The following is a 23,578-nucleotide window of genomic DNA, read 5'->3' on the forward strand; positions in this document are numbered from 1 at the left end:
ATCAAGCACTTGCGTGCATCCGCAAGCGCTTTCACCGACAAGCCGACCGGTTTGAAGGGTTTGCGACAAAGGCCTTTGTCGTGAACCTCCGGGGCAAAAAAAAGGCCACCCGGAGGTGGCCTTCCAAAACACGCCGGAAACCCGGCATGCGTTCGACTCAGCGGATGATGTCGTACGAGTAGTCGGTCTTGCCCGGGATGATCGTGTTCGTGTCCAGGGTCTCGAAGAACTCGTCGAGGAAGGTGACCAGAACGCGCATCGCACCTTCGTAGCCCCAGATCGGGTAACGGTGGTAGTGGTGGCGATCGAAGATCGGGAACACGAGGCGGATCAGCGGGGTGCCCGTGTCGCGCTCGAGGTACTTGCCGTAGGTGTTGCCGATCAGGAAGTCGACCGGCTCCGTGAACAGCAGGGAGCGCATGTGCCAGAGGTCACGCTTCGGGTAGGCCTTGCAGCCGGCGCCGTAGGGCGAGGCATCGAACAGGGCTTGCACCTTGGCGGCCCAGTCGCTGTCGCCGTTGGTGGCCAGGACGTGAGCCGGTTCGGCGCCGAGTTCGAGGATGAACTGGGTCAGGCCGAGCAGCTGGTCCGGGTCGCCGTAGAGGGCGAAACGCTTGCCGTGCAGGTGAGCCTGGCTGTCGGCCATGGCGTCAACCAGCAGGCCGCGCTCGTTCTCGAGTTCGGCGGGGATCGGCTTGCCGGTCAGGCGCGAGAGTTCCATCAGGAACTGGTCGGTACCGGCGACGCCGATCGGGCTGTTCAGCGCGACGACTTCCTGGCCCTTTTCACGGATGAACTTGGCGGTACGTTCGCAGCAGAACTCCTGGAACACGATCGTGGCCTTGGCGTTGAGCGCCTTTTCCACTTGTTCCTTGGTCGTGCCGCCGTTGTACATGCGGAACTCGCCATCGGTCGGGGTGGCCCACGATTCCGACGGGTCGCAGATGATCGTGTAGTCGATGCCGAACAGACCGAAGATGCGCTTGATCTCCTTCATGTTGCCGACGACGAAGCCGTCGAAGCCACCGATGAAGTTGATCGATTCGTTCGGTTCGCGGACGAGCGGCTCGGTCGTGCCGGCCTTGCCATCCCAGAAGTGCTTCAGGATGCCGAGGAGGGCGTTGTCGTAACCGGTGATGTGGCTGCCGACGAAGGCCGGGGTGTGAGCGAACGGCACGTCGAATTCAGCCGGGACCGAGCCCTTCTGCTTCGAGTTCTTGATGAACGCGTCCAGGTCATCGCCGATGACTTCGGCCATGCACGTGGTCGACACGGCGATCATTTCCGGCTTGTACAGGTTGTACGAGTTCGCCAGGCCGTCGATCATGTTGTTCAGGCCACCGAACACCGCAGCGTCTTCCGTCATCGACGACGACACGCAGCTGGTCGGTTCCTTGAAGTGACGCGAGAAGTGCGAACGGTAGTAGGCCACGCAGCCTTGCGAACCGTGCACGAACGACAGCGTCTTGTGGAAGCCGTTGGCGACATACACGGCGCCGAGCGGTTGGCAGGCCTTGGCCGGATTCACGACGAGCGAATCACGAGCGAAGTTCTTCTGCTTGTAGTCCTCGGTCTTCGTCCACTGGACGATTTCCTGGATCTTGGCGTCCGAGTGGTTGAATTCGAACTCGTTCTTCTTGCGGGCGAACAGGTCCTGATACTCGGGTTCGCGGAACAGCAGTTCGTGGTCGAGGACCTTGTCTGCGTTTTGCGGCATGGTTGTGCTCCTTGCAGGTTTTATTGGAACCGGGTGACTTGGATGGGGTGGTTTTTCGTATAGGTGCCCGTCAGCGTTGGGGACGGGCGTGTCGCCACGCCCATCACCCGATCCGCCGCTTTACTTCTTCCAGGGCGCCTTCGTCAGGCCCCAGACGGGGCTGCTGATCGCCATGTCCATGTCACGCGCAAAGATCGCGAAACCGTCATAGCCGTGGTACGGGCCCGAGTAGTCCCAGCTGTGCATCTGGCGGAAGGGCACGCCCATCTTCTGGAAGACGTACTTTTCCTTGATGCCCGAGCCGACGAGGTCAGGCTGAACCTTCTCGACGAACTTCTCGAATTCGTAGCCGGTCACGTCGTCATAAATGAGCGTGCCGTCCTTGACGTAGTGCGTGGTGCGTTGGTAGTCGTCGTTGTGGCCGAATTCATAGCCGGTGCCGACGATTTCCATGCCCAGATCTTCGTACGCGCCGATCACGTGACGGGGACGCAGACCGCCCACGAACAGCATGACCTTCTTGCCTTGCAGGCGCGGCTTGTACTTGGCGATGACCGCCTCGACCAGGGGCTTGTACTTGGCGATGACCTTCTCGGCGTTGGCCTTGATGGTGTCGTCGAAGTGCGAAGCGATTTCGCGCAGCGACTTCTCGATCATCGTCGGGCCGAAGAAGTTGTACTCGACCCAGGGCACACCGTACTTCTCTTCCATGTGCCGCGAGATGTAGTTCATCGAGCGGTAGCAGTGGAGGACGTTGAGCTTGGCCTTCGGGGTGTTTTCCAGTTCGGCGATCGTGCCGTCACCCGACCACTGGGCGATGACGCGCAGGCCCATCTCTTCCAGCAGGATGCGCGACGACCAGGCGTCACCACCGATGTTGTAGTCGCCGATGATCGCGACGTCGTACGGGGTCGAGACGAACTCGGGGCGCTTGTTCGGGTCGGTCTTGTCGAACACCCAGTCACGGATCGCGTCGTTCGCGATGTGGTGGCCGAGCGATTGCGACACGCCACGGAAGCCTTCGCAGCGAACCGGGACGATGGTGTGACCGCTGTACTGCTTGGTCTTCTTCTTCGAGACGGCTTCGATGTCGTCACCGATCAGACCGATCGGGCATTCCGACTGGACCGAGATGCCCTTGTTCAGCGGGAACAGTTCCTGGATTTCATCGATGATCTTCTCGAGCTTCTTGTCGCCGCCGAAGACGATGTCCTTTTCCTGGAAGTCCGACGTGAACTGCATCGTCACGAAGGTGTCCACACCGGTCACGCCGATGTAGTAGTTGCGGCGAGCGGCCCAGCTGTACTGGCCGCAGCCCACCGGGCCGTGCGAGATGTGGATCATGTCCTTGATCGGGCCCCACACCACGCCCTTCGAACCGGCGTAGGCGCAGCCACGGATCGTCATCACGCCCGGCAGGGACTTGATGTTCGACTTGACGCCGCAATCGGGCTTGCCTTCCTCGTACTGGCCGAGGTGCTTGGCCCGCTTCTTGGCCATCTTTTCGGGATAGGCCTTCAGGACTTCATCGATGAGGGCCTTGTTGGCGGCCTTCTTGTCATCAACGGTAATGCTCATGGTTGCGCTCCGTTCAATGGATTGCTGCGAGAGTTGAGAGAGCAGAGTCGGGCGAGAGGGGAAACGGCAGTCCGGGAGCGGGGGGCACACGCCGGACGAGCCGGCGCGGTGGACGCGTATCCCCGCGCCCGGCTCTCGACCCTCGACTCTCGTCTTAGGCGGCGGCGGCAGCCTTGCCGACTTGCGATTCGTCGACCTGGGCCATCACGCCGTGTTCCATCAGCAGGTCTTCGAGTTCGTCCATCGTGATCGGGGTCGGGATGATGCCTTGACCCTTGTTGGCGTGGACCTTGGTGGCCAGCGAGCGGTATTGGCCGGCTTGGGCCGAATCCGGGGCGTATTCGATGACCGTCATGCGGCGCAGTTCGGCGTGCTGAACGATGTTGTCGCGCGGCACGAAGTGGATCAGCGTGGTGCCGAGCTTCTTGGCCAGCGATTCCGCCAGTTCCAGTTCCTTGTCGGTCTTGCGTTCGTTGCAGACCAGGCCGCCCAGACGCACGCCACCCGAGTTGGCGTACTTCAGAATGCCCTTCGAGATGTTGTTGGCCGCGTACATGGCCATCATCTCGCCCGACATGACGATGTAGATTTCTTGCGCCTTGTTTTCGCGGATGGGCATCGCGAAGCCGCCGCAGACCACGTCGCCGAGAACGTCGTACGAGACGTAGTCAACGCCTTCGTAGGCGCCGTTCTCTTCGAGGAAGTTGATCGAGGTGATAACACCGCGGCCGGCGCAGCCGACGCCGGGTTCCGGGCCGCCCGATTCCACGCAACGGATGTCGCGGAAACCGATCTTCATGACGTCTTCGATTTCGAGGTCTTCGACCGAGCCGGCTTCGGCGGCGAGCGACAGGATGGTGTCCTGGGCCTTGGCGTGCAGGATCAGGCGGGTCGAGTCAGCCTTGGGGTCGCAGCCGACGATCAGGATCTTTTGGCCCATTTCCGCGAGGGCGGCCAGGGTGTTTTGGGAGGTGGTGGACTTGCCGATACCACCCTTGCCGTAGAAGGCGATTTGACGAAGGGACATGTCAGTACTCCGGTGAAGAGCTTCGGTTAGAAAATCACGGTTGCGGTTTCGCGACCTGGTGCAGCCTTGGGTTGCCTTTATCGGTCTTGTTGTCCAGCCACTTGTCGGCAAGTCATGGTCCGCGCAGGCCAACTATCGCAACGGCCGTGCCACCGATGGGGTTTTTAATTAAGTCTTTGATTTTCAAAGAAAAACCTTCGACTATCGGTCCGATTGAAAACGGCGTTGGGTTTGTGTGAAACCCGACAAAAGCCGGCTTCGGCGTAACGAAGGGCACATGACGACAAATGCGACGGGGACTTGTCGCGGGGCGTCGCGACCACGACATGCATCGGCCGCCCGACAGCACACTTCCCTAGTGCCAACGCCCGCGCGCTCACGTATGCGCACGTACGCGCGTGCGTCCGTTGTGGTGTTTCCGTGCCATGTCCGCGCGCTTGGTACGGACGTTGCTGAAAGGTCCGTCATGGACCCCAGGACCGCAGCTCAGCTCAATCCGCATTTCGCGCTTGTCGGTGGACAGGAGGCGGTGGATCGCATCGTCGACGAGTTCTATCGGCTGATGGACACGTTGCCGGAGGCCGCAGGCATCCGCGCGATGCACGAGCCAGACCTGGGGCCGACGAAAGCGGTACTCAAGAAGTACCTTTCGGAATGGCTCGGCGGGCCGAAGACGTACAGCGCGGAGCGTGGCCATCCACGCCTGCGCATGCGGCACGCCGCCTTCAGCATCGGCCCGGCGGAGCGCGACGCCTGGCTGCTGTGCATGAAGGGCGCGCTGGAGCTGGTCGTGACAGACGAGCAGTTCCGCGGGCAGCTGATGCAGGCCTTTTTCAAAACGGCGGACTGGATCCGCAACGACCCGCAAGGAAGACCCTCATGACCACCATCGACAAGACCGCGTTCGCGCGCCTTGAGGCCGAAGGCCGTTTGCTCAACCCAGTGCTCAAGGCAGCCACCAAGAAGGCCGGCCGTTTCGGCTTCCGTGGCGAACTGGCGCTGGTGTTCGACACCCAGCTCGCCGACGAAGCCCGCCCGCCGCTCGTGACCTGCGACCAGGTCATCGCCGTCGCGCATGAAGGCGAGCCGCACATCGCCTTCTTCACCGGCTTCCTGCTGTCGTTCGAATGGCTCAAGAACGTGGCCGACGTGCTTGGCGACACGCTCTCGCCCTCGGGCAAGTACTTCCTGTACTGCGACAACATCGACCTCTCGAAGAAGTACCAGGTCGAACTCAACGGCGCGACGTTCTTCATCCTCCCGATCCACGAGGCGACGGTCTACAACGAGATCCTCGAACTCCTGTACCTGGAAAAGAACGACCTCAAGAAGCTCGACACGGCCGGCAAGACCGACGCCGTCGCCAACGCCGCGCTCAAGTTCACGGGCAAGTTCGAAGCGATCACCTACGAAGAAGGCCTGAAGGTCATGGGCCCGGTGCGCAACCCGAACGAGAACCGTCCGGTCTGATGCGATGACCGAGGCCCGCACCATCCCCATCGCGAGCGTCGCGCCCCGGCGCGATCCCGCCGTGCCCGCGCTGGAGCGGGTGCGGGCCTATCACGAGCGCACCAAGCATCGCCTCGATGGCTATGCAAAAGGGCCGGAGACGATCGACTGGTCGTCTCCGCCCGATCCATTCCGGCATTTCGAAGGCAGCTTCAGGCTGCAATTGGCGCTGTCGGCCGATGCGCTGACGGTCAACTTCGACGAACTCGGTTCGGTTGCGCCCGCCGCGCCCACGCTGGCCGCGATCGGCGCGCTGCTCGAACTCTCCTTTGCGCTCGCGGCCTGGAAGGAAGCCGGCCCCGATCGCTGGTCGCTGCGTTGCGCGCCATCGAGCGGCAACCTGCACCCGACCGAAACCTATGTGATCGCGCGCGGCATCGACGGCCTCGCCGACGGTGTGTGGCACTACCTGCCGCGCGAGCATGCGCTCGAACACCGCGCCCACTATCTGCCCGCGCACGAAGGCGCGCCCCTGCTCCAGATCGGCCTGACCAGCATCCACTGGCGCGAGGCCTGGAAGTACGGCGAGCGAGCCTTCCGCTACTGCCAGCTCGACATGGGTCATGCGCTCGGCACGCTGCGTTACGCGGCTGCCTGCCTCGGCTGGAGCGCGCGGCTCAATGAATCCATTTCCTCCGACGCCATCGCGGCGCGCATCGGCACCGACCGCGCCGACGACTTCAAGGGCGTCGAGCATGAAGACGCCGAAGGCCTCGTCGAGATCGGCTTCGGCAGCTATTCGACCGATGTGCGCGAGCCGGTCGAGCCGGCCTTCATCGAATGGGTTGGCAGCGCGACGCGTGTCGATCGCTGGCCGATGTACAAGTGGCCGGTCATCGACGACGTCGCCAGGGCGACGCAGCGCCCGCCGCTGCCGCGCCCGGCAGAGTCCGACGCCGGCATCGCGCGCCGCCTGCCCGCGCCCGCCGGCCTGCATGCGCCCACGCTCATCCGCAACCGCCGCAGCGCCCAGCAGTTCGACCGCAAGCACACGATGCGTGCCGACCAGCTCTGGCCGATGCTCGACGCCCTCGTCAGCCCTGCCTCGGCGCCGCTCGACGTGTGGGCACCGCATGCGCGCGTGCATCCGGTGCTGTTCGTGCATCGCGTCGACGGCCTCGCGCCCGGCGTGTACGCCCTGCCGCGCAGCACCCTCGGCCATGCGCTGCTGCGCATGGGCCTCGACCAGAACTTCGCCTGGACGCGCGTCGAAGGCGCGCCCGAGCATCTGCCGCTCTACCGCCTCAACGACGTGGCGGTGCAGTTCATTGCGCGCCGCCTGAGCTGCGGCCAGGCCATCGCCGGCGATTGCTGCGTCGCCTGGGCCTTCGTCGCGGAGTTCGACGACGCCCTCGCCGACTCGCCCTGGCGCTACCGCGACCTGCACTGGGAAGCCGGCCTGCTCGGCCAGGCGCTCTATCTCGAAGCCGAAGCCGCCGGCCTGCGCGGCACCGGCATCGGCTGCTTCTTCGACGACTCGGTGCACGAGGCGCTCGGCATCACCGGCACGCGCCTGCAGACGGTCTATCACTTCAGCCTCGGGCTGCCGCTGACGGATGCGCGAATCCGCAGCGAAGCGCCCTATGCCCATCGCGACACCCTGGCGCCCTCCCCCGCCCAACCGACGCAAGAACGGAGCGATTCATGAGCCAGCCCTTCCGCCGCCTCACGGCCGACGCCGCCGCCGAATTCATCAAGCAGGACGGCGTGCGCATCCTCGACTGCCGCGACGCGCGCGCCTATGACGCGAGCCACATCGACGGCGCCGAGCGCCTCGACGACCGCAGCTTCGGCGGCTACCTCAGCCAGCTCAAGCGCGACACGCCGGTCTTCATCTACTGCTATCACGGCAACGCGAGCCAGACCTACGCCGGCATGTTTGCCGACTTCCGCTTCACCAACGTGCACGACCTCGTCGGCGGCTACGAAGCCTGGGAACAGTACGAGCGCGCCAGCCGCAAGCCCGCGCCCGGCCCGATTCCGGCCGACCTCGCCGACTGGCTCGAAGCGCAAGGCTTTCCGCGCGACGACATCAACGCGCTGATCGAGAACAAGACCACGCCGCTGATGCGCGCCGCCCGCCTCGGCGATGCCGCGATGACGGCCGCCATCGTCGCCGCCGGCGCCGACCTCGAACTGCGCAATGCCGACGGCAACAACGCGCTCTGGCTCGCCTGCTTCGCCAACGACCCGGCCACGATCGACGTGCTCGTCGGCGCCGGCGTGGACGTGGACAACCAGAACGACAACGGCGCCACCTGCCTCATGTACGCCGCCTCGGCCGGCAAGACCGCCGCCGTCGTGCAGCTGCTCAAGGCCGGCGCCGACGTGCTGCTCAAGTCAGCCGACGATTACACCGCGCTCGACATGGTCGCCAACGAGGAATGCCTCTACCTGCTGCGCGCGGTCGAGAAGTCGCTCAAGGCCCAGCAGAAGGCCGCCTGAAACCGCGCGGCTGGCCGCGCATGGCGCGATGCCGGCGGGCCGCGCACCGTCGCCCGCCCCGGCGACGGCCCGACACCGCATCCGTCATGACCCACATCGTCTTTTTCGAGAAGCCCGGCTGCGGCGGCAACGCCAAGCAGAAGGCCATGCTCACTGCCGCCGGTCACACGCTCGACGTGCGCAGCCTGCTGGCCGAGCCCTGGACCCGCGAATCGCTGCTCGCCTTCCTCGATCCGCTGCCGGTCGAGGCCTGGTTCAACCGCGCCGCGCCCAAGGTGCGCGACGGCCTCGTCAAGCCCGAGACGCTCGACCGCGAGCAGGCGCTGGCGCTGATGCTGGCCGAGCCGCTGCTGATCCGCCGCCCGCTCATGGAAGTGGACGGCCAGCGCCTGGTCGGCTTCGACGCCGAAGCAGTCGATGCCTTCGTCGGCCTCGCGCCACGCGCCGACGGCGCCGCGCCCAAGGGCAATCTCGAAGGTTGCGCGGCCTCAAGCGTCAAGAGCTGCGACCCGGTGTGAGACGGCGCGGGCGGCCCTAGATTCGGCCGCTCTCCCGCGCGAATCCGCGCCGCCGTCCGCCCGCACCATGCCGCCCGACTCCCTCGTTCCCGTCGCGACCGCTTCCCCGACCGCCGACGATCTCCCGGCCCCGGCCCAAGCCGATGCGCCTTCGCCGCCGGTGTGTGCCGGAACCGTCGCCGCCCCTGCCTCAACGGCCGCGCAGCCCCCGATGCATCGCATGGCCAGCGCCTCGGCCGATCCCGACCATCCCCGCGCCTGGGCCACGACCAATGTCGTCGGCGTGTCGTCCGAATGGATCGCCTCGGCCGACTTCAACGACAAGCCCTCGCGGCTGCGCATCGCCGGCGCGCGTTCGTCGGCGCGCGGACTGTTCGACCAGCTCGACCGCGTCGGCAACCTGCGCGAGGCGGGCAACGTCTTCCGCCGCTACATGGAGGCCGCCTTCGGCCTCAAGCCCGACCACGAGGCGCGCCAGCGCTCGGAGCGGCTGCGCTGGAAGTCGAGCTATCTCAAGCTGCTGGAGGGTTGGGGCTTCGACTCGAACGGGCCGCAGGGCGCGGTGCTCAAGGGCTGGGTCGAGAGCCGCTTCGGCCTCGTGCCGACCTGGCATCACGGCGCGCTCGGCCGCTTTCCGTCCGACGCCTGGGTGCGCTACATCGAGGAGAAGATGACCAGCCGCTTCCACGGCAACTGCATCAACATGCAGCTCGACCTGCTGTTCGAGTACTGCCAATGGGCGATCCGGCGCTTCCACCTGCCGCCGCGCGCGAATGGCGTGCACACGGTCAAGGTCTGGCGCTGCGTCAACGGCCTGGGCGAGCACCGCTTCGTCGAAGGCGGGCTGCGCGAGCGGCGCGGCACGGTGCACCTCAACAATCTTGTCTCGTTCAGCCTGTCGCGCGAGCACGCCGAAGCCTTCGGCGACTGGATGCTCGAAACCGAAGTGGCGGTCGAGAAGCTGGTTTTCGTTCCCGGACTGCTCGGGCAGTCCCTGCTGGCCGGCGAGGGCGAGGTGATCGCGCTCGGCGGCGAATACCGCGTGAAGGCGAGCTATGCCTGATTCCTCCGCCACCGCCGACGCCCGCGTGCTCGACCGCGCGCTCGGCGCCTATCTGGGCCTCGCGATCGGCGACGCGCTGGGCGCGACCGTCGAGTTCATGACGCCGCGCGAGATCGTCGCCAACCTCGGCGTGCACCGCGACATCACCGGCGGCGGCTGGCTCAAGCTCAAGGCCGGCCAGGTCACGGACGACACGACGATGGCGCTCGCCCTCGGCGACGCAATCGTCGCGAGCGGCGGCTTCGACGCACGCGCCGCCGCCGAGGCCTTCGCCGACTGGCTGCGCGCCAAGCCGGTCGATTGCGGCAATGCCTGCCGGCGCGGCATCCGGCGCTATCTGGCCGACGGCTCGGTCTGCGGGCCGTACAACGAAGGCGACGGCGGCAATGGCGCGGTGATGCGCTGTCTGCCGGTGCCGCTCGCCGCGCTGCACGACGCGGCCTCCTGCGATGCCTGGAATCTCGGGCAGGCGCACATCACGCACAACCACGCGCTGTCCGACGCGGCCACCGTCGCCTTCGGCCGGATGACGCGCCGGCTCGTGCTCGGCGAGGGCGAGGCGGCGCTGCGGGCCGAGGCGCGGGACTTCGTCGCGCAATGGCCCAAGTTCACGCACACGCCCTGGCCCGGGCGCGCGAGCGGCTATGTGGTGGACACGGTGCAGACCGTGCTGCACCACGTGCTCGGCATGAACGACTTCGAGCAATGCCTGATCGCGGTGGTGAACTGCGGCGACGATGCCGACACCACGGGCGCGCTGGCCGGCATGCTCGCCGGCGCGCGCTGCGGCGCGAGCGCCCTGCCCGCGCGCTGGCTCGACCGGCTCGATGCCAAGGTGGTCGTGCGCATCCGCGAACAGGTACCGGCCTTGCTGGCGGTGGCGGCGAAGCAGCGGCCGCGCTGACCGGCCCTCGGTGGCCTTGCGTCGGCGGATGCGCACTCGCCGGTGAGGAAAACGCAGGCGAAGCTCGCCGCCAGCTCAGCCCCGGCGCGAATCGATCGCGGTGCGGAAGGTGTCGGCAATGCGGCGCGCGCGATCGATCGCGAACTCCGCCGCCTGCGGGTCGAGCACGTCGCGCGCCGTGACCGAGAACAGCTCCAGCCAGCGCGCGAAATGCTTCGCGTCCACCGGCAGTTCCACATGCTTGGGCAGCGGACGGCCCTGGTAGCGGCCGGTACGGCGCAGCAGATGCGACCAGAAGTCCTGCAACAGCTCGAAGTGATGCGGCCAGTCGGCCACGTGAGCCTCGAACACCGGGCCGAGCAGCGCATCGGCGCGCGCCGCGTCATAGAAGCGGCGTACCAGCAGCGCGACCTGCTCCTCGGTGGCGTCGGTGGCGGGGAGGAAGACGGGCGGGCTGTCGTGGTCGTGCGGCATGGCGAGGCTCGGGAAGGCGGGCGCGCGAGGCGCCGGAGAACCGCCAGTATCGGCGATGGACCGTCGCCCGCCCGGCGAGACCTTCCCCGTGGCGCGGCGTGCCTTGGTCCGGGCGACCGTTCCGGCCACCGCGCCTACGACCGTCACAGCGCGGCGCGCATCGTCCGGAGCATGGCTTCGCCAAGCTCATCGATGGCGTCGCAGACATGCGTGCCGCCAAACTCGGCCAGCCAGGCGCGCTCGGCGTCGCTGTGGGCCGCGACGACGATCGCAAGCCTCGGATTGAGCCGGCGCGCATGCAGGCAGAGCGCCATCTTCGCGTCGAGCGTGCCATCGGCCACGACGAACAGCCGCGCCTTCGCGATGCCGGCGGCGTCGAGCACGCCGGCGTGCAGCGGATCGCCGAGCACGGCGCGCAGCCCGCGCCGCCGCAGCGGTTCGAGCGCGTCGCTGTCCTCGCCCACCACGCCGAGCGGCACGCCCAGATCGGCGCAGCGCTGGGCCACGCGCCGGCCGAGCGCACCCAGCCCCACGAGCAGCACCGCGTCGCCCTCGATCGTGGCTGGATGCGGCGCGCTGGCGCCCGCTGGCAGCAGCGCGCTCGATGGCGCAGCGACGCCGGCGTCATCACGCGCGGCACCGGGCGCGTCATCGTCCTCCGTCGTGTCGACCGCGCGCGAGCGGCGCGCTTCCCAGCCCGCCTCCCATCGGAACAGCAGCGGATTGATGCCGATGGACACGATCGCCGCCAGCACCAGCACGTCGAAACCCTGATCGGGCAGCATCCCTTCCTGCCGCCCGAGCGCGGCCAGGATGAAGCTGAACTCGCCGATCTGCGCCAGCCCCACCGCGACCAGCCGACCGGTGCGCGCGCTGCCCTTGAGCATGTGCACGATGCCCAGCGCCACCAGCGGCTTGACCACCAGCACCACCACCAGCGCCGCGATCGCCAGCACCGGCGCCTCGATGATCACGCGCGGGTTGAACAGCATCCCCACCGACACGAAGAACAGCGCCGAGAACACATCGCGGAAGCCCGACATGTCGTCGGCCGCGCGCGGCCCGATGCGCGACTGCCCGATCGCCAGCCCGGCCAGGAAGGCGCCGAGCGCCACCGACACATGAAAGACCTCGGCCGCGATCAGCGCCACGCCCAGCGCCACCACGAACACCGCCAGCGTGAACAGTTCGCCCGCTTGGGCCCGCGCGATGCGCTCCAGGCCGCGCCCGACCAGCTTAGTGCCGAGAAGCCAGACCAGCGCCGCGAACAGCCCGGCCTTGCCGAAGGCCAGCGCCAGATCACCCGCGAGCCGGAAGGGCGTCGAATCCTCGGCCGCGAGCGCCGGCAGCACCACCAGCGCGATCACGGTGAACAGATCCTCGACGATCAGCCAGCCCACGGCCACATGGCCCGCGTGGGTGCCGAGGCGGTCGCGCTCGACCAGCATGCGCATCAGCACCACCGTGCTCGCCACCGCCAGGGCCATGCCGAACACCAGCGCACCGCCCGAACTCCAGCCGCACAGCCGCGCCACCGCCCAGCCCGCGAGCGTCGCGACAACGCTCTGCGCCACCGCGCCCGGAATCGCGATGCGCCGCACCTGCAGCAGCTCGCCCGGATGGAAATGCAGGCCCACGCCGAACATCAGCAGGATCACGCCGATCTCCGACATCTGCGACGCGAGCTCGGCATCGGCCACGAAGCCCGGCGTGTACGGCCCGACGACGATGCCCGCCAGCATGTAGCCCACCAGCGTCGACAGCCCGGCCCGGCGCGTGATCCAGCCGAAGACGAGAGCGACGGCAAGGGCGCCGGCGAGCGTGGCGATGATGGTCAGGTTGTGCATGGGCGGCGGACGTGAGCGGGCGGATCGGAAGGCGCACGCGGACGCCGGCACGTCGTGTTGTCACATGCCGCAACCAGCCCCCGCGCTGGTGGAGTTCGAGTCTGTCCCCGGATCGTTGCGCGCGGAAACCGTTACCGGTCTGCCGAAATCGACCGTGCGCCCGCCTCATTCCTCCCGACAGGTGGGAAGCGCGGGCCCCGGCTGCTATTGCTGCACTGCAAACCGATTTTCAAGATCCGAGGCAGAGCAGACATGAGGCAGGGCCAGCAACTTCCGGCTGTCAGGTGGGTATTCACGGCGATCGCGGCGGGACTGCTCGCCGCCTGCGGGGGCGGTGGTGATTCGTCGGCCGGTGGCGCCAGCGCGGCGATCAGCGTCGCCCATGTGGACCCGGCCGCCAGTGACGTGCCCGAGCACGCCGCAGACGCGAGCGAGCTGCCCGCCACCACCGAGCCCGCCGCCCGCGCCGGCGACGCCGAGCCGGTCGCCACCGACGACGCCCCGGTCGACGCCGCCGAGGCCGGCCCCGCCGATGACGCCACCGACACCGCCGCGCCCGCCGCCCGCGCCGTCGCGGCCGCGACCGGCACCGCGCCCGCCGCCTGGCAGACCGCCGTCACGCAATGGCGCCCGCTGGCCGAGTCCGACATCTCGATCGCGCCCGGCAGCGCGCTCGACTTCACGTCCATCATGTCGCGCTATGCCTCGCGCGACCGCTCGCTGTGCGCCAACTGGTCGATGGCGACGCTCATCCTCCCGAGCACAGATGCCGAGATGAACGCCCTCGTCGCCGAGGTGAAGCGGCGCGGCTACAACTTCGTGCGCATGCAGAGCCTCGATGCCTCGCTGCTCACGCGCGCGCGCAGCACCGACCGCGAATTCGATCCGGTCAAGCTCGACAAGTTCTTCCGCCTCACGGCCGCCCTGTCGCGCGCCGGGGTGCGCTACTCGGTCGACATCTACTCCGGCGACGCCAGCTACATGAAGGCCGCGACGCTCAACGCCATCGGCTGGGACAAGGGCAAGCTGCGCCTGCTGTACGACGAGCGCTTCATGGACGACTGGAAGGGCGCGGTCGACACCATCCTCGGCAAGACCAATCCCTACCTCAAGAAGCCGCTCGCGCTTGACACCCGACTGCGCCTCGTCATCGGCGTGAACGAAGGCGGCATCGCCTTCAAGGGCGGCTTCCAGCGCAGGTTCGAGCCCGAGCTGGCGGCACCCTGGAACCGCTGGCTCGCCGACCATTACGGCAGCACCGCCGCCTGGCGCGCCGCCTGGGGCAGCGTGGCCACCACCACCGAGGACCCGAGCGCCGGCAACGTGGCCATGCCCGGCTTCGACACGCGCGGCGACATCCGCGGCCAGGACTTCGCGCGCTTCATGAACGCGCTCGAAACCGGCCTGCTCAAGCGCATGACGGACTACCTGCGCGCCAAGGGCTACACAGGCTTCGTCAGCCACATGAACGTGCGCAACAGCTGGCAGGAAGACTTCTCCCGCGAGGCCGGCAACGCCATCACCTACAACGCCTATCACGACCATCCGAGCAGCTACGGCCTCGGCGCGACCATCCGCGACGAGAGCGTGTTCGACGGCCAGTTCAACTACCTGCGCCATGCCGCACTGCACCGCTACCTCGACCGGCCCTTCTACCTGACCGAAGGCTCGCAGGTGTTCTGGAACCGCTGGCGGCGCGAGTACGCGCTGGCCGGTGCCTATGCCTCGCACCAGGGCTGGGAAGGGCTGTGCTCGTTCGGCTTCACCCACGACAGCCTGCGCTACGACCCCAACACCATCTGGCTCACGCGGCGCTATGTCGAGAGCTTCCAGATGTGGGGCGACCCCATCCTCATCGGCGTCGATCGCATCAACAACTTCCTGTACCGGCGCGGCGACGTGTCCGAGGGCACCAAGCCGCTCGGCTACGTGATGCGGCCCAAGGAAGCGTATGCGGTGCCCACGCTCCAGCCGTGGAACATGAACTTCGGCGTGTTCGCCAGCAAGCGCGCCTTCCTGCACCAGATCGGCCTGCTGCCCGAATCAAAGTTTGACGCGAGCGGCAACTGGATCGGTGGCACCAAGCCCTATACCTGGCTCAGCGACCCGCTGCGCGTACGCGAGGAGTACCAGCCGACGCCGCGCAAGGCCTATGCGAACGTCTCGCTCATCGATGCGCAGTGGTACGAGGCCGCTGCGCGCGACCGCGAGGCCGGCCATCTCCCAGCGAGCAACAAGACCAACGCACCGGCCGACATCGTGCAGAGCGACAACGCCCAGCTGCTGTGGGAGATGCGCGAGCGCCGTGCCCGCGTCATCACGGCCAAGTCGGAACTGATCACCTGGGGCGACACGCCGGCCATCGGCCGGGTGCTGCGCGTGATGCCGCAGTCGTCGCCCAACAGCCTGGTGTCGATCCACACGCTCGACGACAAGTCGATCGGCAGCTCGTCGCACATGCTGCTCGTGCATCTGAGCGATGCCCGCAACACCGACATGAAGTTCTCGGACGCGACCGAGAAGACCATCACCGACTGGGGCCACCTGCCGGTCATCCTGCGCGGCTCGATCGTGTCGGCCCGGCTGATCCGCGGCGGCGCGTGGAAGCTCTATGCGCTCGACATGCGCGGCAACCGCATCGAGGAGCGCCCGATCACCCACCCGAGCACGACCACCATCGAGTTCACGCTCGACAACACGACGGGCAGCCAGCCGGTCATGTACTACGAGCTCGTCAAGCAGTGATGCGCTTGTGCGACCGCCGTGCAACGCGGCGGCCGCACAAGCGGACCCGCGACGGCGGGTCCGGGCGATGCATCGTGCCGATCCGCAGCAACAACGCGGCACGGACCACGCCGCCAATGACAAGGGCGCGCACGGATCACTCCGTGCGCGCCCTTGTGCCATCCAGCCGGTCGCGCGGCGCTTGTGCCCGCCGCGCGACCTGCCGGGTGCGACCTCAGAGCTTGAGGATCTCGATCGTCACGTTCTCTTCGCCGAGCGTGACCTGGCAGGCCAGGCGCGACTTCGAGCCGACGCCCACCAGCGTGTCGAGCTTGGCGTTCTCGGCCGGCGTCACCTTGCTGACGCTCTTGCGGCCTTCGATCAGGAAGATGTGGCAGGTGCCGCACTTGGCGTTGCCTTCGCACTTGCTGCCGATCTCGGCGCCGGCGGCCTGGAGGGCCGACAGCAGGGTCTGGCCGGCGGTGAAGTCGAAGGTCGTGCCGGCGGGATTGATGGTGAGCGTTGCCATGGCTGAACTCCTTTTGTGATGGTGTGTGATGGCGGTCTTGGGATGTACCCGGATGAGGCGTGGTACTCGGTCGGGATGACGCCGGCCGTGACGGGCCACGGCACGCGCCAGCAAGGCCGCGCGCACCGGATCACGGCCGCGCGGCCAGCCCGCCCGGGCGCGATGGCCGGGCGGAACGGCTCGGACGGGAAGCGCGGACTCAGGCGGCGGCGGTCTCGCCGATCAGCCCGGCCAGCTCGGCCGCGAAGGCGTCGAGCGGCATGTCGATGCGCGTGATGTTCTGTTCTTCCATGAAGCGCTGCTCCATGCGCGTCGGCGCCTCGGGCAGCACGGCCCAGTGGCGGTCGGACGAGCGCTTCATGATCTGGCGCGCGAAAGCACGCGGCAGCTGGTCGTTGAAGCGGCAGCCGATGAACAGGAAGCTGCGGCCGGTGCGGATGGTCTGCACTTCGGTCGGGATCGGCGTCTGGATGTCGATCTCGGTCAGCACCTCGACATAGTCGGAGTCGGACACGAGATAGTTGCCGGCCGGCGCATGACCGCCGATGGGCTTGTAGACGAGCGTCTTCCAGGCCGGCGAGATCGACTCGGCGATTGCGCCGGTCGCGTCATAGGCGCCGGTCCAGGTACCGAAATGCTCCGACTGCGACAGGCCCTGCACCTGACCCCAGCTCGCATCGGCGGCGGCGCCGCGCTCGCGCTTGAAAGCCTCGATCAGCGCATCGTCGTACCAGCTGTCCACCACCACCGGCGCCGCGCTGCGCGCGAGGGCGAGGTGGAGCGCCGACGGCTCGGGCGTCGCGGCATAGGCCTCGTTCATCAGCACCGCGATGGTCTTGCGGTGCTTGAAGTTCTCGATGAACTGGGCCGCCTGGGTGAGGCGCTTGCGGATCTTGTGCGGCACCGTGACCTTGGCGGTCATGAACTCGCACAGCGCCTCGGGCGTTGCCGGCACGGTCACGCCCGGGCAGAGCGTGAGGGCGTTGGGGCCGAGATAGGGGATCACTTCGCCCGCGTTGAGCGCGGCAGCGATGTCGGTGACGGAGGCAGTCATGGCCGGAGTCCTTCTTTTGCGAGAGGTTCAGTAGATGGCGACGCCCGCGCCGATGTTGATGGACGTCTCCTTGAGCGTCTTGACGATGAAGCGCACCTGGTCTTCCTCGACATGACAATGCAGCGGCAGGCACAGGGCCCGGTCGCCGATGCGCTCGGTATCCGGCAGCTGGCCGCGCTTCCATCCGAGCTGCTGGTAGTGGTACTGCTGGTGCAGCGGCTGGCAGTAGGCCGCGCATTCGACGGCCTGCGTCTCCATGTCCTCGACGATCTGGGCGCGCGCGCTCGCGGTGAAGCGCTTGCCCAGATGCACGACGTAGAGCATCCAGTGGACTTCATCCACATCGGGGCCGAGGTAGGGCGGCTTGATGCCCTCGAAGCTCTGCATCTCGGTGTGGTACCAGGCCTCGACATGCTTGCGCCGGGCGAGGATCTCGTCGATGCGCTCGATCTGCGCCGCGCCGAGCGCCGCCGTCACTTCGCTGATGCTGGCCTGCATCGGCACGCGGCTGCCGACCGACACCGAGGCCCGGTCCTTGTAGCTGCGCTCGCGCAGGTACATGAGTTCGGTGGCGAGCGCGGGATCGTCGGTCACGATCATCCCGCCCGCGCCGGTGCACAGCGCCGACGGCTGCGAGAAGTCGAATACCGCCACGTCGCCGAAGCTGCCGACCATCTTGCCCATGTAGCGCGAGCCGAGGGCTTCGGTGGAATCCTCGATGAGCCTGAGGCCATGCTTGGTGGCCAGTTCGCGCAGCGGCGCCCAGGCGGCCGGATGGCCGTTGGCATTGCCGGCGAGGATGGCCTTGGTGCGCGGCCCGATCTTGAGCGCCGCCTTGTCCGCCGAGATGCAGCCCGACCAGTAGTCGATGTCGGCGAACACGGGCGTGGCGCCGCACAGCGACACCGCATGCGCCACCTGGTGCCAGCCATAGGCCGGCGCGATCACCTCGTCACCGGGGCCGATGTCCATCGCGCGCAGCGCAAGCCAGACGCCGATCGTGCCGCTCGCCACGGCGATCGCGTACTTGCGGCCGAGCCAGTCGGCGAAGGTCGATTCGAAGGCCTCGACGATCGGCCCGTTCGACAGCTGCGGCGATTGCAGCGTCGCGACGACGAGTTCCAGTTCGCGCTGGCTCAGGTCGGGATCCGACAGGGGGATCCAGTCACCTTCGGTTGCCATGGTCGCTCCGGGGTGGGGTGGGGTTGGCAGGAGGAGGAAACGCGGGCGGCGATCAGGCGCCCGTCAGCACGAAGGCCGAAGCCCGCGCCGGGTCTTGCGTAATGGACCAGCAATGGCCGTCGCTCGACATGAGGTAGATCGCGCGATCGCCGGTCTTGACCGCCGGCGTCTCGCCTTTCATGTCGAAGGGGTCCACGACCGAGGCCTGGATCCCGGGAAAGCGCTGGCGCAACTGGGCCGCAGCGGCGCGCACCGTCTCGGCCACCGTGAGGATGGCGCCGGCTTCCTGAAGCTGTTCGACCGTGAGTGCCATCTCGTGCTCCTCAGTCGTCGCTCGCGAACTTCTTGGCTTCGACCGTGATGGGCAGGGTCGTGCCTTCGGGCATCTCGGGTAGGGCGAGCTGCCAGCCGTTGGCCAGCGTCACCATGCCGCCCCAGAGCGTTTCCTTTTCCTGCGAGACGATCGGCTCTTCGAGGTCCTTCTTGGGAACGTAGGCGCTCAGGACGCCGTTGCTTCCCCTGCGGATCATGACTTTCATTCTTGAGGCTCCGGATTGAGTTGACTGGATTCGGTTCAGGCGGCGAGCTGCTTGCCGCCGGGATCGGATTGCTCGCCCAGGAGAGGGCCGAGCGCGGCCGGAATGGCCTCGATGACGCGCGCGATCTCCGCATCGGTCGTGGCGTCGGAAAGCGACAGACGGACAGCGCACAGCGCGAGGTCGCGCGGCACGCCCATGGCGACCAGCAGTGCCGACGGCTCGCTGCCGCCGGCCGAGCAGGCCGAACCCGATGACGCGATGACGCCGAGCTTCTCGATGCGGTTGAGCACCACGTCGGCATCGATTGCGCCGAAGCGCAGGTACAGCGTGTTGGGCAACCGCGGCGCGCCTGCCGCGAAAACGACCGTGCCCGGGATGGCGGCCTTCAGGCCTGCCTCGAGACAGTCGCGCATCGCCGCTACGCGAGCCGCCGTCTCTGGAATGGTTTCGGTACCGGTGGCGAGTCGCTCGCAGGCGGCCGCGAAGCCGGCGATGCCCGGCAGGTTCTCGGTGCCGCCGCGCCGGTTGCGCTCCTGCGAACCCGCGAACAGCGCCGGCCATGCGAGACCCGACTTCATGAGCAGCACGCCGACGCCCTTGGGCCCGCGCAGCTTGTGCGCCGACACCGACACCAGGTCGGCGCCGCTCTCGGCAAAGCCGAAGGGCAGCTTGCCCACCGATTGCGTCGCGTCCACATGCAGCGGCACGCCGGCCGCCTTGCACAGCGCCGCGATCTCGGCCACGGGCATGAGCACGCCGGTCTCGTTGTTGGCCGACATGACCGACACCAGCGCCGCGTCGGGCCGGATGAGTGCCTTTGCCGCGTCAAGGTCGAGCGTGCCGTCGGCCGTGACGGGAATGAAATCGACCGTCACGCCCTGCCCCGCGAGCGTGCGTGCAAGCTTTTGCATGCTCGCGTGCTCGCCGGCGCTCATGACGAGCCGCCTGCTCTCGCCGCGCTGGAGCGCGCCGAGGATGGCCATGTGGTTCGACTCGGTCGCGCCGCTCGTGAAGATGACCTCGGCCGGCTTGCAGCCGAGGAACTTCGCGATCGTCGCGCGCGCCGCCACGAGCTTCTGCTTGCTGATCTGGCCGACCGCGTGCGACGACGAGGCATTACCCCAGCTGTTCAGCAGGCAGTCGTTGATCGCGGCCACGACTTCCGGCGCGGGCGCGGTGGTGGCGTTGTTGTCGAGATAGATCCAGTTCGCATCCATGGCTGGGCTCGCTTGAATTCAGGGCCAGAACACGCGCTGCGGATCGGTCTTGACGACCTCCAGCAGCGCATCGATGCGAGGGGAATCCTGCTGCGCGATCCAGGCCTGGGCCTTGTGGTCGCGCGCATGCAGGCGCCAGCCGCCCTCGGCCAGCGGTTCGATCCAGGCGATGTCGATCACGCCACCGTCCGGATCGACATTGCGCGAGCAGCAGGGGCTGACGATGCGCCAGCCCGCCGGCTCGGCAGGCAGCACCTCCGGATGCACGTACTTGTAGCGGACGCGATCCTTGAGCGCCTTCTCGATCCGCTTGCGGTCGAGCGACGCCATGCCCGACGGCTTGTGCGTCATGGGCACCTCCATGCGGTCATTGGCAAGTGCAACCGGGGGGCTCATGACGCCGGCTTTCAGGCTGCTGGAACGAGCCCGCGCTCGGGCACGGCGATCTCTTCTTCGAGACAGCCGACCACGAGGCCGTTGAACTCGACGAGATAGACCGGAATGTTGGCCTCGACATGGTGGCCGACCTGCACGATCTCGCCGATGTCGCCCGCGCGCGCGAGCACCGCATCGACGGGCGCATCGGGGAAGCTGCCGTCATTGACCAGGTCGTCCAGAGCGACGACTCGCATGCCCCATTGGTACTTTGCATCACGCGGCTCGATCATCACTTTCCTCTTCATCAAGTTGCTTCTTGCCGGCGTCACGGATGAACGCCTGCGCTTCGGGGCTGAGTTGGTCGATGATTTCGTCGGGCAGTCCGTCGAGCGTGCAAAGCTCCTTGGCCCGCATGCCGACCTGATAGCCCTTGTCGACGAATTCGACGGCGTAGATGTAGTACTGCTGAAGGAAGGTTCCGATGGAACGGACGTAGCCGAGATCGCCCTTGTCGACGATCTTCACGCCCACATCCAGGCCGTTGAATGTGCCGTCGTTGCGGATGACGCTGCGCGCCATCACGCGTTCGCCGAAGCCGAATCGCGGCGGCTCGGTGATCTCGACGACTTCGCTGTCGCGGACGATGTCACTCATGGGAGGGCTCCTGGGCGTGGCTGTCGGAAGCTGCGGGCAGCGCGACACCGGCCTCCGCGAGACGCGTGCGGGCCGACAGTCGCACTTCGTGATCCTCGTCATCCACCAGCTTCATCAGCACCTCGGGCGCGGCGCGCTGGGCAACTTCCCAGCGCACGAGCCATTCGGGGTCCTTGACGAGCCGGTCGAGCAGACCGACCGGCAGGCGGCGCGCGACGATGCGGCGCACTTCCAGGGTCCGGTCGCTTGCAAGCGTGAGCAGCGCGGGCATCGAGATGCGTTCGGCAACCTCGCAGCGCACCTGTTCGTCGCGGTCGTGCAGCATCGTCGCCAGCAGCGCCTCGGGCAGCCGGCGGGCGACGAGAGCGCGCACGTGGTAGTCGGGGTCGCGCATCATCCCCGGCAGGTATTCGGGGTCGAGCTTGGTCGCGACGCGGATGCGCACCTCGCGGTGCGGATCGCCGGTCATGCGCTGGAGCAGGCGCTGCGGCAGGCGCATCGCGATCGACAGGCGCACGGTCTCGTCGGGGTCGTCGATGAGCGCCGGCAGCCGGAACACGTCGGCGCGGCGACAGGCCAGCGCGCGCACCTCGAAGTAGGGGTGCGCGAGATGGTCGTTCGACACTTCGGGGTTGTAGCGGAAGAAGCGGTCGATGCGGCGCGCGTAGCGGTCGTTGATGCAGGCGTGGCCCGGCTCGCAACGGCTTTCGGCCACCCAGGTCTGGTACTCGCAGCTCGGACAATCGATCGGCTGCTCCTGCCAGTCGATGGCGGGAATACCGTCTTCCGCGCTGTTGGGCACGCGTGCTTCACGGCGGACGATGCGCTTGCCGTCCTTGTCGATCTCGGTCGGCAGCGGCGTCATGTCGAGGCTGGGGCTCATCATGGCGTCGGCTCCACTTGCGCCCAGCCATAGGGCTTGCGCGAGGGTGACGGCGGCGCGACATCGTCGTCGTATTCGTCTTCGCCGGATTCGTAGCGGTTGAGCACGATCGCGAGCAGCGAACCACCCACGACGTCCTTCGGATCGAGCAGGCGCAGCTCGTCGAGCGCGACGCGCGCTGCGTCGAATTCACCGAGACGAAGGTTGAGGTAGGCGAAGCCCTTGAGACAGAAGAGATAGAAGCGGGCGGGAACGTTGTCCCTCGCGTCGGCCACCGGGTCGTAGTTCGACTGGACCGCGTACCGGCTGGTGGCCAGCGCGATCTTGGCGATCTCGCGGCACTCGGCAAGCCGATGGCTGTAGAAATAGAAGCGGTAGAGCGCGATGAGCGTCGCCGGATGTTCTGGCGCCAGCTCCCGGGCCTTGATCAGAAGGGCATGCGCCTGCTCGGGCTGCTGCCAGAGCCGACCGCCTTCCTCGATGAGATTCTGGACGTCGGGTGGCAGGCCACCGCCGAGCACCGCAAGGTCGAAATCGAAGTCGGCGTCGAAGCCGCTGGCCGGATCGAATCCGGCGAGGGCCGCACCTTCCTGCGTGCTCATGGCGGTGTCCTGTCCTTGGCAGCCGATCAGGAGATGCTGGCGGGCTTGCGGACGATCGACGAGATGTCGACGGTCTGCATGGCCGGAGCCGTGCTGGTCTCGCCCGAGCTGCTGCACGCGCAAGGCGCCGCGTTCGGGTTGAAGAAGGTGAGACCGCTCTTGGTCGGCGTCTCTTCGAAGCCGATCGTCACGCCTTCGAGCATCAGGCGGCTCTCGGCCGGCAGGAAGAGCTTGAGACCGTTGATCTCGAGCACTTCATCGCCGTCGAAGGGCTTGGGCTCGACCGTGAACTCCGAGTTGTAGCCCGAGCAGCCGCCGGCCGTGACGGTGAGGCGGAAGCCGGCGCCCGCAGGCAGACCGGAGAAGCGGACCACGCGCGTGATGAACTTGGTCGCGGCGGGATCGAGGGTGACATTCGGAAGCATGACGATGGCTCTCCAGGGAGACGGCAGCGGAAGTTGGCTCAGGCCTTGACGATGCAGTCGTCAACCGGGCAAACGGCGACGCACTGCGGCGAGTCGAACTGGCCTTCGCATTCCGTGCACTTGTTGGGATCGATCACGAACACGCCGCCCTTTTCACGGATGGCGACGTTGGGGCACTCGGGTTCGCACGCCGAGCAGCCGGTGCACATGGAGCCTTTGATCTTGAGGGACATGGTTTTCTCCTGGTCGGGAAGTTGAAGATGTGTTTAGGAGTCCGGTTCGCGCCTTGTAACGACCGGACTCCCTGCC

Annotated in this window: 26 protein-coding genes; 8 read left to right on the plus strand and 18 right to left on the minus strand. The window is 67.2% G+C overall.

From position 1 onward, the window contains the following. Positions 1 to 157: 157 nt before the first annotated feature. From nifK to nifH, 3 genes are all read right to left on the minus strand, one after another. Complete coding sequence (gene nifK / locus H566_RS0103720) at positions 158 to 1,717, minus strand: nitrogenase molybdenum-iron protein subunit beta (RefSeq protein WP_028310374.1); 1,560 nt, start codon at positions 1,715 to 1,717, stop codon at positions 158 to 160. 120 nt (positions 1,718 to 1,837) lie between these two features. Next, entirely contained in the window at positions 1,838 to 3,295 is a 1,458-nt protein-coding gene (nifD, locus tag H566_RS0103725; RefSeq protein ID WP_028310375.1) for a nitrogenase molybdenum-iron protein alpha chain, read from the minus strand. A gap of 154 nt (positions 3,296 to 3,449) precedes the next feature. Then, positions 3,450 to 4,322, minus strand: a complete 873-nt coding sequence (nifH, locus tag H566_RS0103730) for a nitrogenase iron protein (RefSeq protein ID WP_028310376.1) — start codon at positions 4,320 to 4,322, stop codon at positions 3,450 to 3,452. Positions 4,323 to 4,788: 466 nt separating this feature from the next. On the opposite strand from nifH, the gene H566_RS0103735 reads away from it, so the two are divergent. The 7 genes from H566_RS0103735 to draG all read left to right on the plus strand — a co-directional run bounded on the left by H566_RS0103735 (position 4,789) and on the right by draG (position 10,761). Beyond that, positions 4,789 to 5,205 (plus strand): group II truncated hemoglobin, encoded by a 417-nt coding sequence (locus tag H566_RS0103735; RefSeq protein WP_028310377.1) that lies wholly within the window; start codon positions 4,789 to 4,791, stop codon positions 5,203 to 5,205. Then, positions 5,202 to 5,792, plus strand: a complete 591-nt coding sequence (locus tag H566_RS0103740) for a hypothetical protein (RefSeq protein WP_028310378.1) — start codon at positions 5,202 to 5,204, stop codon at positions 5,790 to 5,792. The genes H566_RS0103735 and H566_RS0103740 overlap by 4 nt, the downstream gene beginning before the upstream one ends. A gap of 4 nt (positions 5,793 to 5,796) precedes the next feature. Then, complete coding sequence (locus H566_RS22730; protein WP_084544720.1) at positions 5,797 to 7,479, plus strand: nitroreductase family protein; 1,683 nt, start codon at positions 5,797 to 5,799, stop codon at positions 7,477 to 7,479. Further along, entirely contained in the window at positions 7,476 to 8,276 is an 801-nt protein-coding gene (locus tag H566_RS0103750; protein ID WP_028310379.1) for a rhodanese-like domain-containing protein, read from the plus strand. Before H566_RS22730 ends, H566_RS0103750 begins: the two co-directional genes overlap by 4 nt. Before the next feature lie 86 nt (positions 8,277 to 8,362). After that, positions 8,363 to 8,794: an ArsC/Spx/MgsR family protein gene (locus H566_RS0103755; RefSeq protein WP_028310380.1), complete on the plus strand. Its 432-nt coding sequence runs from the start codon at positions 8,363 to 8,365 to the stop codon at positions 8,792 to 8,794. Positions 8,795 to 9,014: 220 nt separating this feature from the next. Beyond that, positions 9,015 to 9,857, plus strand: a complete 843-nt coding sequence (locus H566_RS0103760) for an NAD(+)--dinitrogen-reductase ADP-D-ribosyltransferase (protein ID WP_028310381.1) — start codon at positions 9,015 to 9,017, stop codon at positions 9,855 to 9,857. Further along, positions 9,850 to 10,761, plus strand: coding sequence for an ADP-ribosyl-[dinitrogen reductase] hydrolase (draG, locus tag H566_RS0103765; protein WP_028310382.1), 912 nt, complete (start codon positions 9,850 to 9,852; stop codon positions 10,759 to 10,761). Before H566_RS0103760 ends, draG begins: the two co-directional genes overlap by 8 nt. 75 nt (positions 10,762 to 10,836) lie before the next feature. On the opposite strand, the gene H566_RS22735 is transcribed toward draG, so the two are convergent. After that, the gene (locus tag H566_RS22735) at positions 10,837 to 11,235 is read right to left on the minus strand and encodes a group III truncated hemoglobin (protein WP_051377969.1); all 399 of its coding nucleotides are present in this window, start codon (positions 11,233 to 11,235) and stop codon (positions 10,837 to 10,839) included. Positions 11,236 to 11,378: 143 nt separating this feature from the next. Further along, positions 11,379 to 13,082, minus strand: coding sequence for a cation:proton antiporter (locus H566_RS0103775; RefSeq protein WP_028310384.1), 1,704 nt, complete (start codon positions 13,080 to 13,082; stop codon positions 11,379 to 11,381). 252 nt (positions 13,083 to 13,334) lie between these two features. On the opposite strand from H566_RS0103775, the gene H566_RS0103780 reads away from it, so the two are divergent. After that, positions 13,335 to 15,827 carry a hypothetical protein gene (locus H566_RS0103780; RefSeq protein ID WP_028310385.1) on the plus strand — a complete coding sequence of 831 codons (2,493 nt, stop codon included), beginning with the start codon at positions 13,335 to 13,337 and terminating at the stop codon, positions 15,825 to 15,827. Between the two features lie 214 nt (positions 15,828 to 16,041). On the opposite strand, the gene H566_RS0103785 is transcribed toward H566_RS0103780, so the two are convergent. The 13 genes from H566_RS0103785 to H566_RS0103845 form a co-directional block, all read right to left on the minus strand. After that, on the minus strand, positions 16,042 to 16,335 hold the full coding sequence (locus H566_RS0103785; protein WP_028310386.1) for a 2Fe-2S iron-sulfur cluster-binding protein: 294 nt from the start codon (positions 16,333 to 16,335) through the stop codon (positions 16,042 to 16,044). Positions 16,336 to 16,534: 199 nt separating this feature from the next. Then, complete coding sequence (locus tag H566_RS0103790) at positions 16,535 to 17,389, minus strand: SIR2 family NAD-dependent protein deacylase (protein WP_028310387.1); 855 nt, start codon at positions 17,387 to 17,389, stop codon at positions 16,535 to 16,537. 27 nt (positions 17,390 to 17,416) lie between these two features. Next, a complete protein-coding gene (locus tag H566_RS0103795; protein ID WP_028310388.1) occupies positions 17,417 to 18,571 on the minus strand; it encodes a DegT/DnrJ/EryC1/StrS family aminotransferase in 1,155 nt (384 codons plus the stop codon). Positions 18,572 to 18,623: 52 nt separating this feature from the next. Beyond that, entirely contained in the window at positions 18,624 to 18,884 is a 261-nt protein-coding gene (locus tag H566_RS0103800) for a hypothetical protein (protein WP_028310389.1), read from the minus strand. 10 nt (positions 18,885 to 18,894) lie between these two features. Then, a complete protein-coding gene (gene nifT / locus H566_RS0103805) occupies positions 18,895 to 19,110 on the minus strand; it encodes a putative nitrogen fixation protein NifT (RefSeq protein ID WP_028310390.1) in 216 nt (71 codons plus the stop codon). A 35-nt stretch (positions 19,111 to 19,145) separates the two neighbouring features. After that, positions 19,146 to 20,327: a cysteine desulfurase family protein gene (locus tag H566_RS0103810; RefSeq protein ID WP_028310391.1), complete on the minus strand. Its 1,182-nt coding sequence runs from the start codon at positions 20,325 to 20,327 to the stop codon at positions 19,146 to 19,148. Between the two features lie 18 nt (positions 20,328 to 20,345). Next, entirely contained in the window at positions 20,346 to 20,678 is a 333-nt protein-coding gene (locus tag H566_RS0103815; protein WP_245591282.1) for a DUF3024 domain-containing protein, read from the minus strand. A gap of 56 nt (positions 20,679 to 20,734) precedes the next feature. Then, positions 20,735 to 20,995, minus strand: coding sequence for a nitrogen fixation protein NifZ (locus tag H566_RS0103820; RefSeq protein WP_028310393.1), 261 nt, complete (start codon positions 20,993 to 20,995; stop codon positions 20,735 to 20,737). Further along, positions 20,979 to 21,359 (minus strand): nitrogen fixation protein NifZ, encoded by a 381-nt coding sequence (locus tag H566_RS0103825; RefSeq protein ID WP_028310394.1) that lies wholly within the window; start codon positions 21,357 to 21,359, stop codon positions 20,979 to 20,981. Before H566_RS0103825 ends, H566_RS0103820 begins: the two co-directional genes overlap by 17 nt. Further along, entirely contained in the window at positions 21,352 to 22,245 is an 894-nt protein-coding gene (locus H566_RS22740) for a 4Fe4S-binding leucine-rich repeat protein (RefSeq protein ID WP_245591283.1), read from the minus strand. Before H566_RS22740 ends, H566_RS0103825 begins: the two co-directional genes overlap by 8 nt. Then, entirely contained in the window at positions 22,242 to 22,844 is a 603-nt protein-coding gene (locus H566_RS22745; RefSeq protein ID WP_211238029.1) for a tetratricopeptide repeat protein, read from the minus strand. The genes H566_RS22740 and H566_RS22745 overlap by 4 nt, the downstream gene beginning before the upstream one ends. Before the next feature lie 26 nt (positions 22,845 to 22,870). Then, the gene (locus H566_RS0103840; protein ID WP_028310395.1) at positions 22,871 to 23,269 is read right to left on the minus strand and encodes a HesB/IscA family protein; all 399 of its coding nucleotides are present in this window, start codon (positions 23,267 to 23,269) and stop codon (positions 22,871 to 22,873) included. 38 nt (positions 23,270 to 23,307) lie between these two features. Then, entirely contained in the window at positions 23,308 to 23,502 is a 195-nt protein-coding gene (locus H566_RS0103845; RefSeq protein WP_028310396.1) for a 4Fe-4S binding protein, read from the minus strand. Positions 23,503 to 23,578 lie beyond the last annotated feature (76 nt).

Origin of the sequence: Derxia gummosa DSM 723, assembly GCF_000482785.1 — a bacterium.
Taxonomy (GTDB): Bacteria; Pseudomonadota; Gammaproteobacteria; order Burkholderiales; family Burkholderiaceae_E; genus Derxia; species Derxia gummosa.

Bases quoted from the DNA above. Each gene is read 5' to 3' on its own strand.
- nifK (WP_028310374.1), bottom strand. From the start codon at position 1,717: ATGCCGCAAAACGCAGACAAGGTCCTCGACCACGAACTGCTGTTCCGC.
- nifD (WP_028310375.1), bottom strand. From the start codon at position 3,295: ATGAGCATTACCGTTGATGACAAGAAGGCCGCCAACAAGGCCCTCATC.
- nifH (WP_028310376.1), bottom strand. From the start codon at position 4,322: ATGTCCCTTCGTCAAATCGCCTTCTACGGCAAGGGTGGTATCGGCAAG.
- H566_RS0103735 (WP_028310377.1), top strand. From the start codon at position 4,789: ATGGACCCCAGGACCGCAGCTCAGCTCAATCCGCATTTCGCGCTTGTC.
- H566_RS0103740 (WP_028310378.1), top strand. From the start codon at position 5,202: ATGACCACCATCGACAAGACCGCGTTCGCGCGCCTTGAGGCCGAAGGC.
- H566_RS22730 (WP_084544720.1), top strand. From the start codon at position 5,797: ATGACCGAGGCCCGCACCATCCCCATCGCGAGCGTCGCGCCCCGGCGC.
- H566_RS0103750 (WP_028310379.1), top strand. From the start codon at position 7,476: ATGAGCCAGCCCTTCCGCCGCCTCACGGCCGACGCCGCCGCCGAATTC.
- H566_RS0103755 (WP_028310380.1), top strand. From the start codon at position 8,363: ATGACCCACATCGTCTTTTTCGAGAAGCCCGGCTGCGGCGGCAACGCC.
- H566_RS0103760 (WP_028310381.1), top strand. From the start codon at position 9,015: ATGGCCAGCGCCTCGGCCGATCCCGACCATCCCCGCGCCTGGGCCACG.
- draG (WP_028310382.1), top strand. From the start codon at position 9,850: ATGCCTGATTCCTCCGCCACCGCCGACGCCCGCGTGCTCGACCGCGCG.
- H566_RS22735 (WP_051377969.1), bottom strand. From the start codon at position 11,235: ATGCCGCACGACCACGACAGCCCGCCCGTCTTCCTCCCCGCCACCGAC.
- H566_RS0103775 (WP_028310384.1), bottom strand. From the start codon at position 13,082: ATGCACAACCTGACCATCATCGCCACGCTCGCCGGCGCCCTTGCCGTC.
- H566_RS0103780 (WP_028310385.1), top strand. From the start codon at position 13,335: ATGAGGCAGGGCCAGCAACTTCCGGCTGTCAGGTGGGTATTCACGGCG.
- H566_RS0103785 (WP_028310386.1), bottom strand. From the start codon at position 16,335: ATGGCAACGCTCACCATCAATCCCGCCGGCACGACCTTCGACTTCACC.
- H566_RS0103790 (WP_028310387.1), bottom strand. From the start codon at position 17,389: ATGACTGCCTCCGTCACCGACATCGCTGCCGCGCTCAACGCGGGCGAA.
- H566_RS0103795 (WP_028310388.1), bottom strand. From the start codon at position 18,571: ATGGCAACCGAAGGTGACTGGATCCCCCTGTCGGATCCCGACCTGAGC.
- H566_RS0103800 (WP_028310389.1), bottom strand. From the start codon at position 18,884: ATGGCACTCACGGTCGAACAGCTTCAGGAAGCCGGCGCCATCCTCACG.
- nifT (WP_028310390.1), bottom strand. From the start codon at position 19,110: ATGAAAGTCATGATCCGCAGGGGAAGCAACGGCGTCCTGAGCGCCTAC.
- H566_RS0103810 (WP_028310391.1), bottom strand. From the start codon at position 20,327: ATGGATGCGAACTGGATCTATCTCGACAACAACGCCACCACCGCGCCC.
- H566_RS0103815 (WP_245591282.1), bottom strand. From the start codon at position 20,678: ATGACGCACAAGCCGTCGGGCATGGCGTCGCTCGACCGCAAGCGGATC.
- H566_RS0103820 (WP_028310393.1), bottom strand. From the start codon at position 20,995: ATGATCGAGCCGCGTGATGCAAAGTACCAATGGGGCATGCGAGTCGTC.
- H566_RS0103825 (WP_028310394.1), bottom strand. From the start codon at position 21,359: ATGAGTGACATCGTCCGCGACAGCGAAGTCGTCGAGATCACCGAGCCG.
- H566_RS22740 (WP_245591283.1), bottom strand. From the start codon at position 22,245: ATGATGAGCCCCAGCCTCGACATGACGCCGCTGCCGACCGAGATCGAC.
- H566_RS22745 (WP_211238029.1), bottom strand. From the start codon at position 22,844: ATGAGCACGCAGGAAGGTGCGGCCCTCGCCGGATTCGATCCGGCCAGC.
- H566_RS0103840 (WP_028310395.1), bottom strand. From the start codon at position 23,269: ATGCTTCCGAATGTCACCCTCGATCCCGCCGCGACCAAGTTCATCACG.
- H566_RS0103845 (WP_028310396.1), bottom strand. From the start codon at position 23,502: ATGTCCCTCAAGATCAAAGGCTCCATGTGCACCGGCTGCTCGGCGTGC.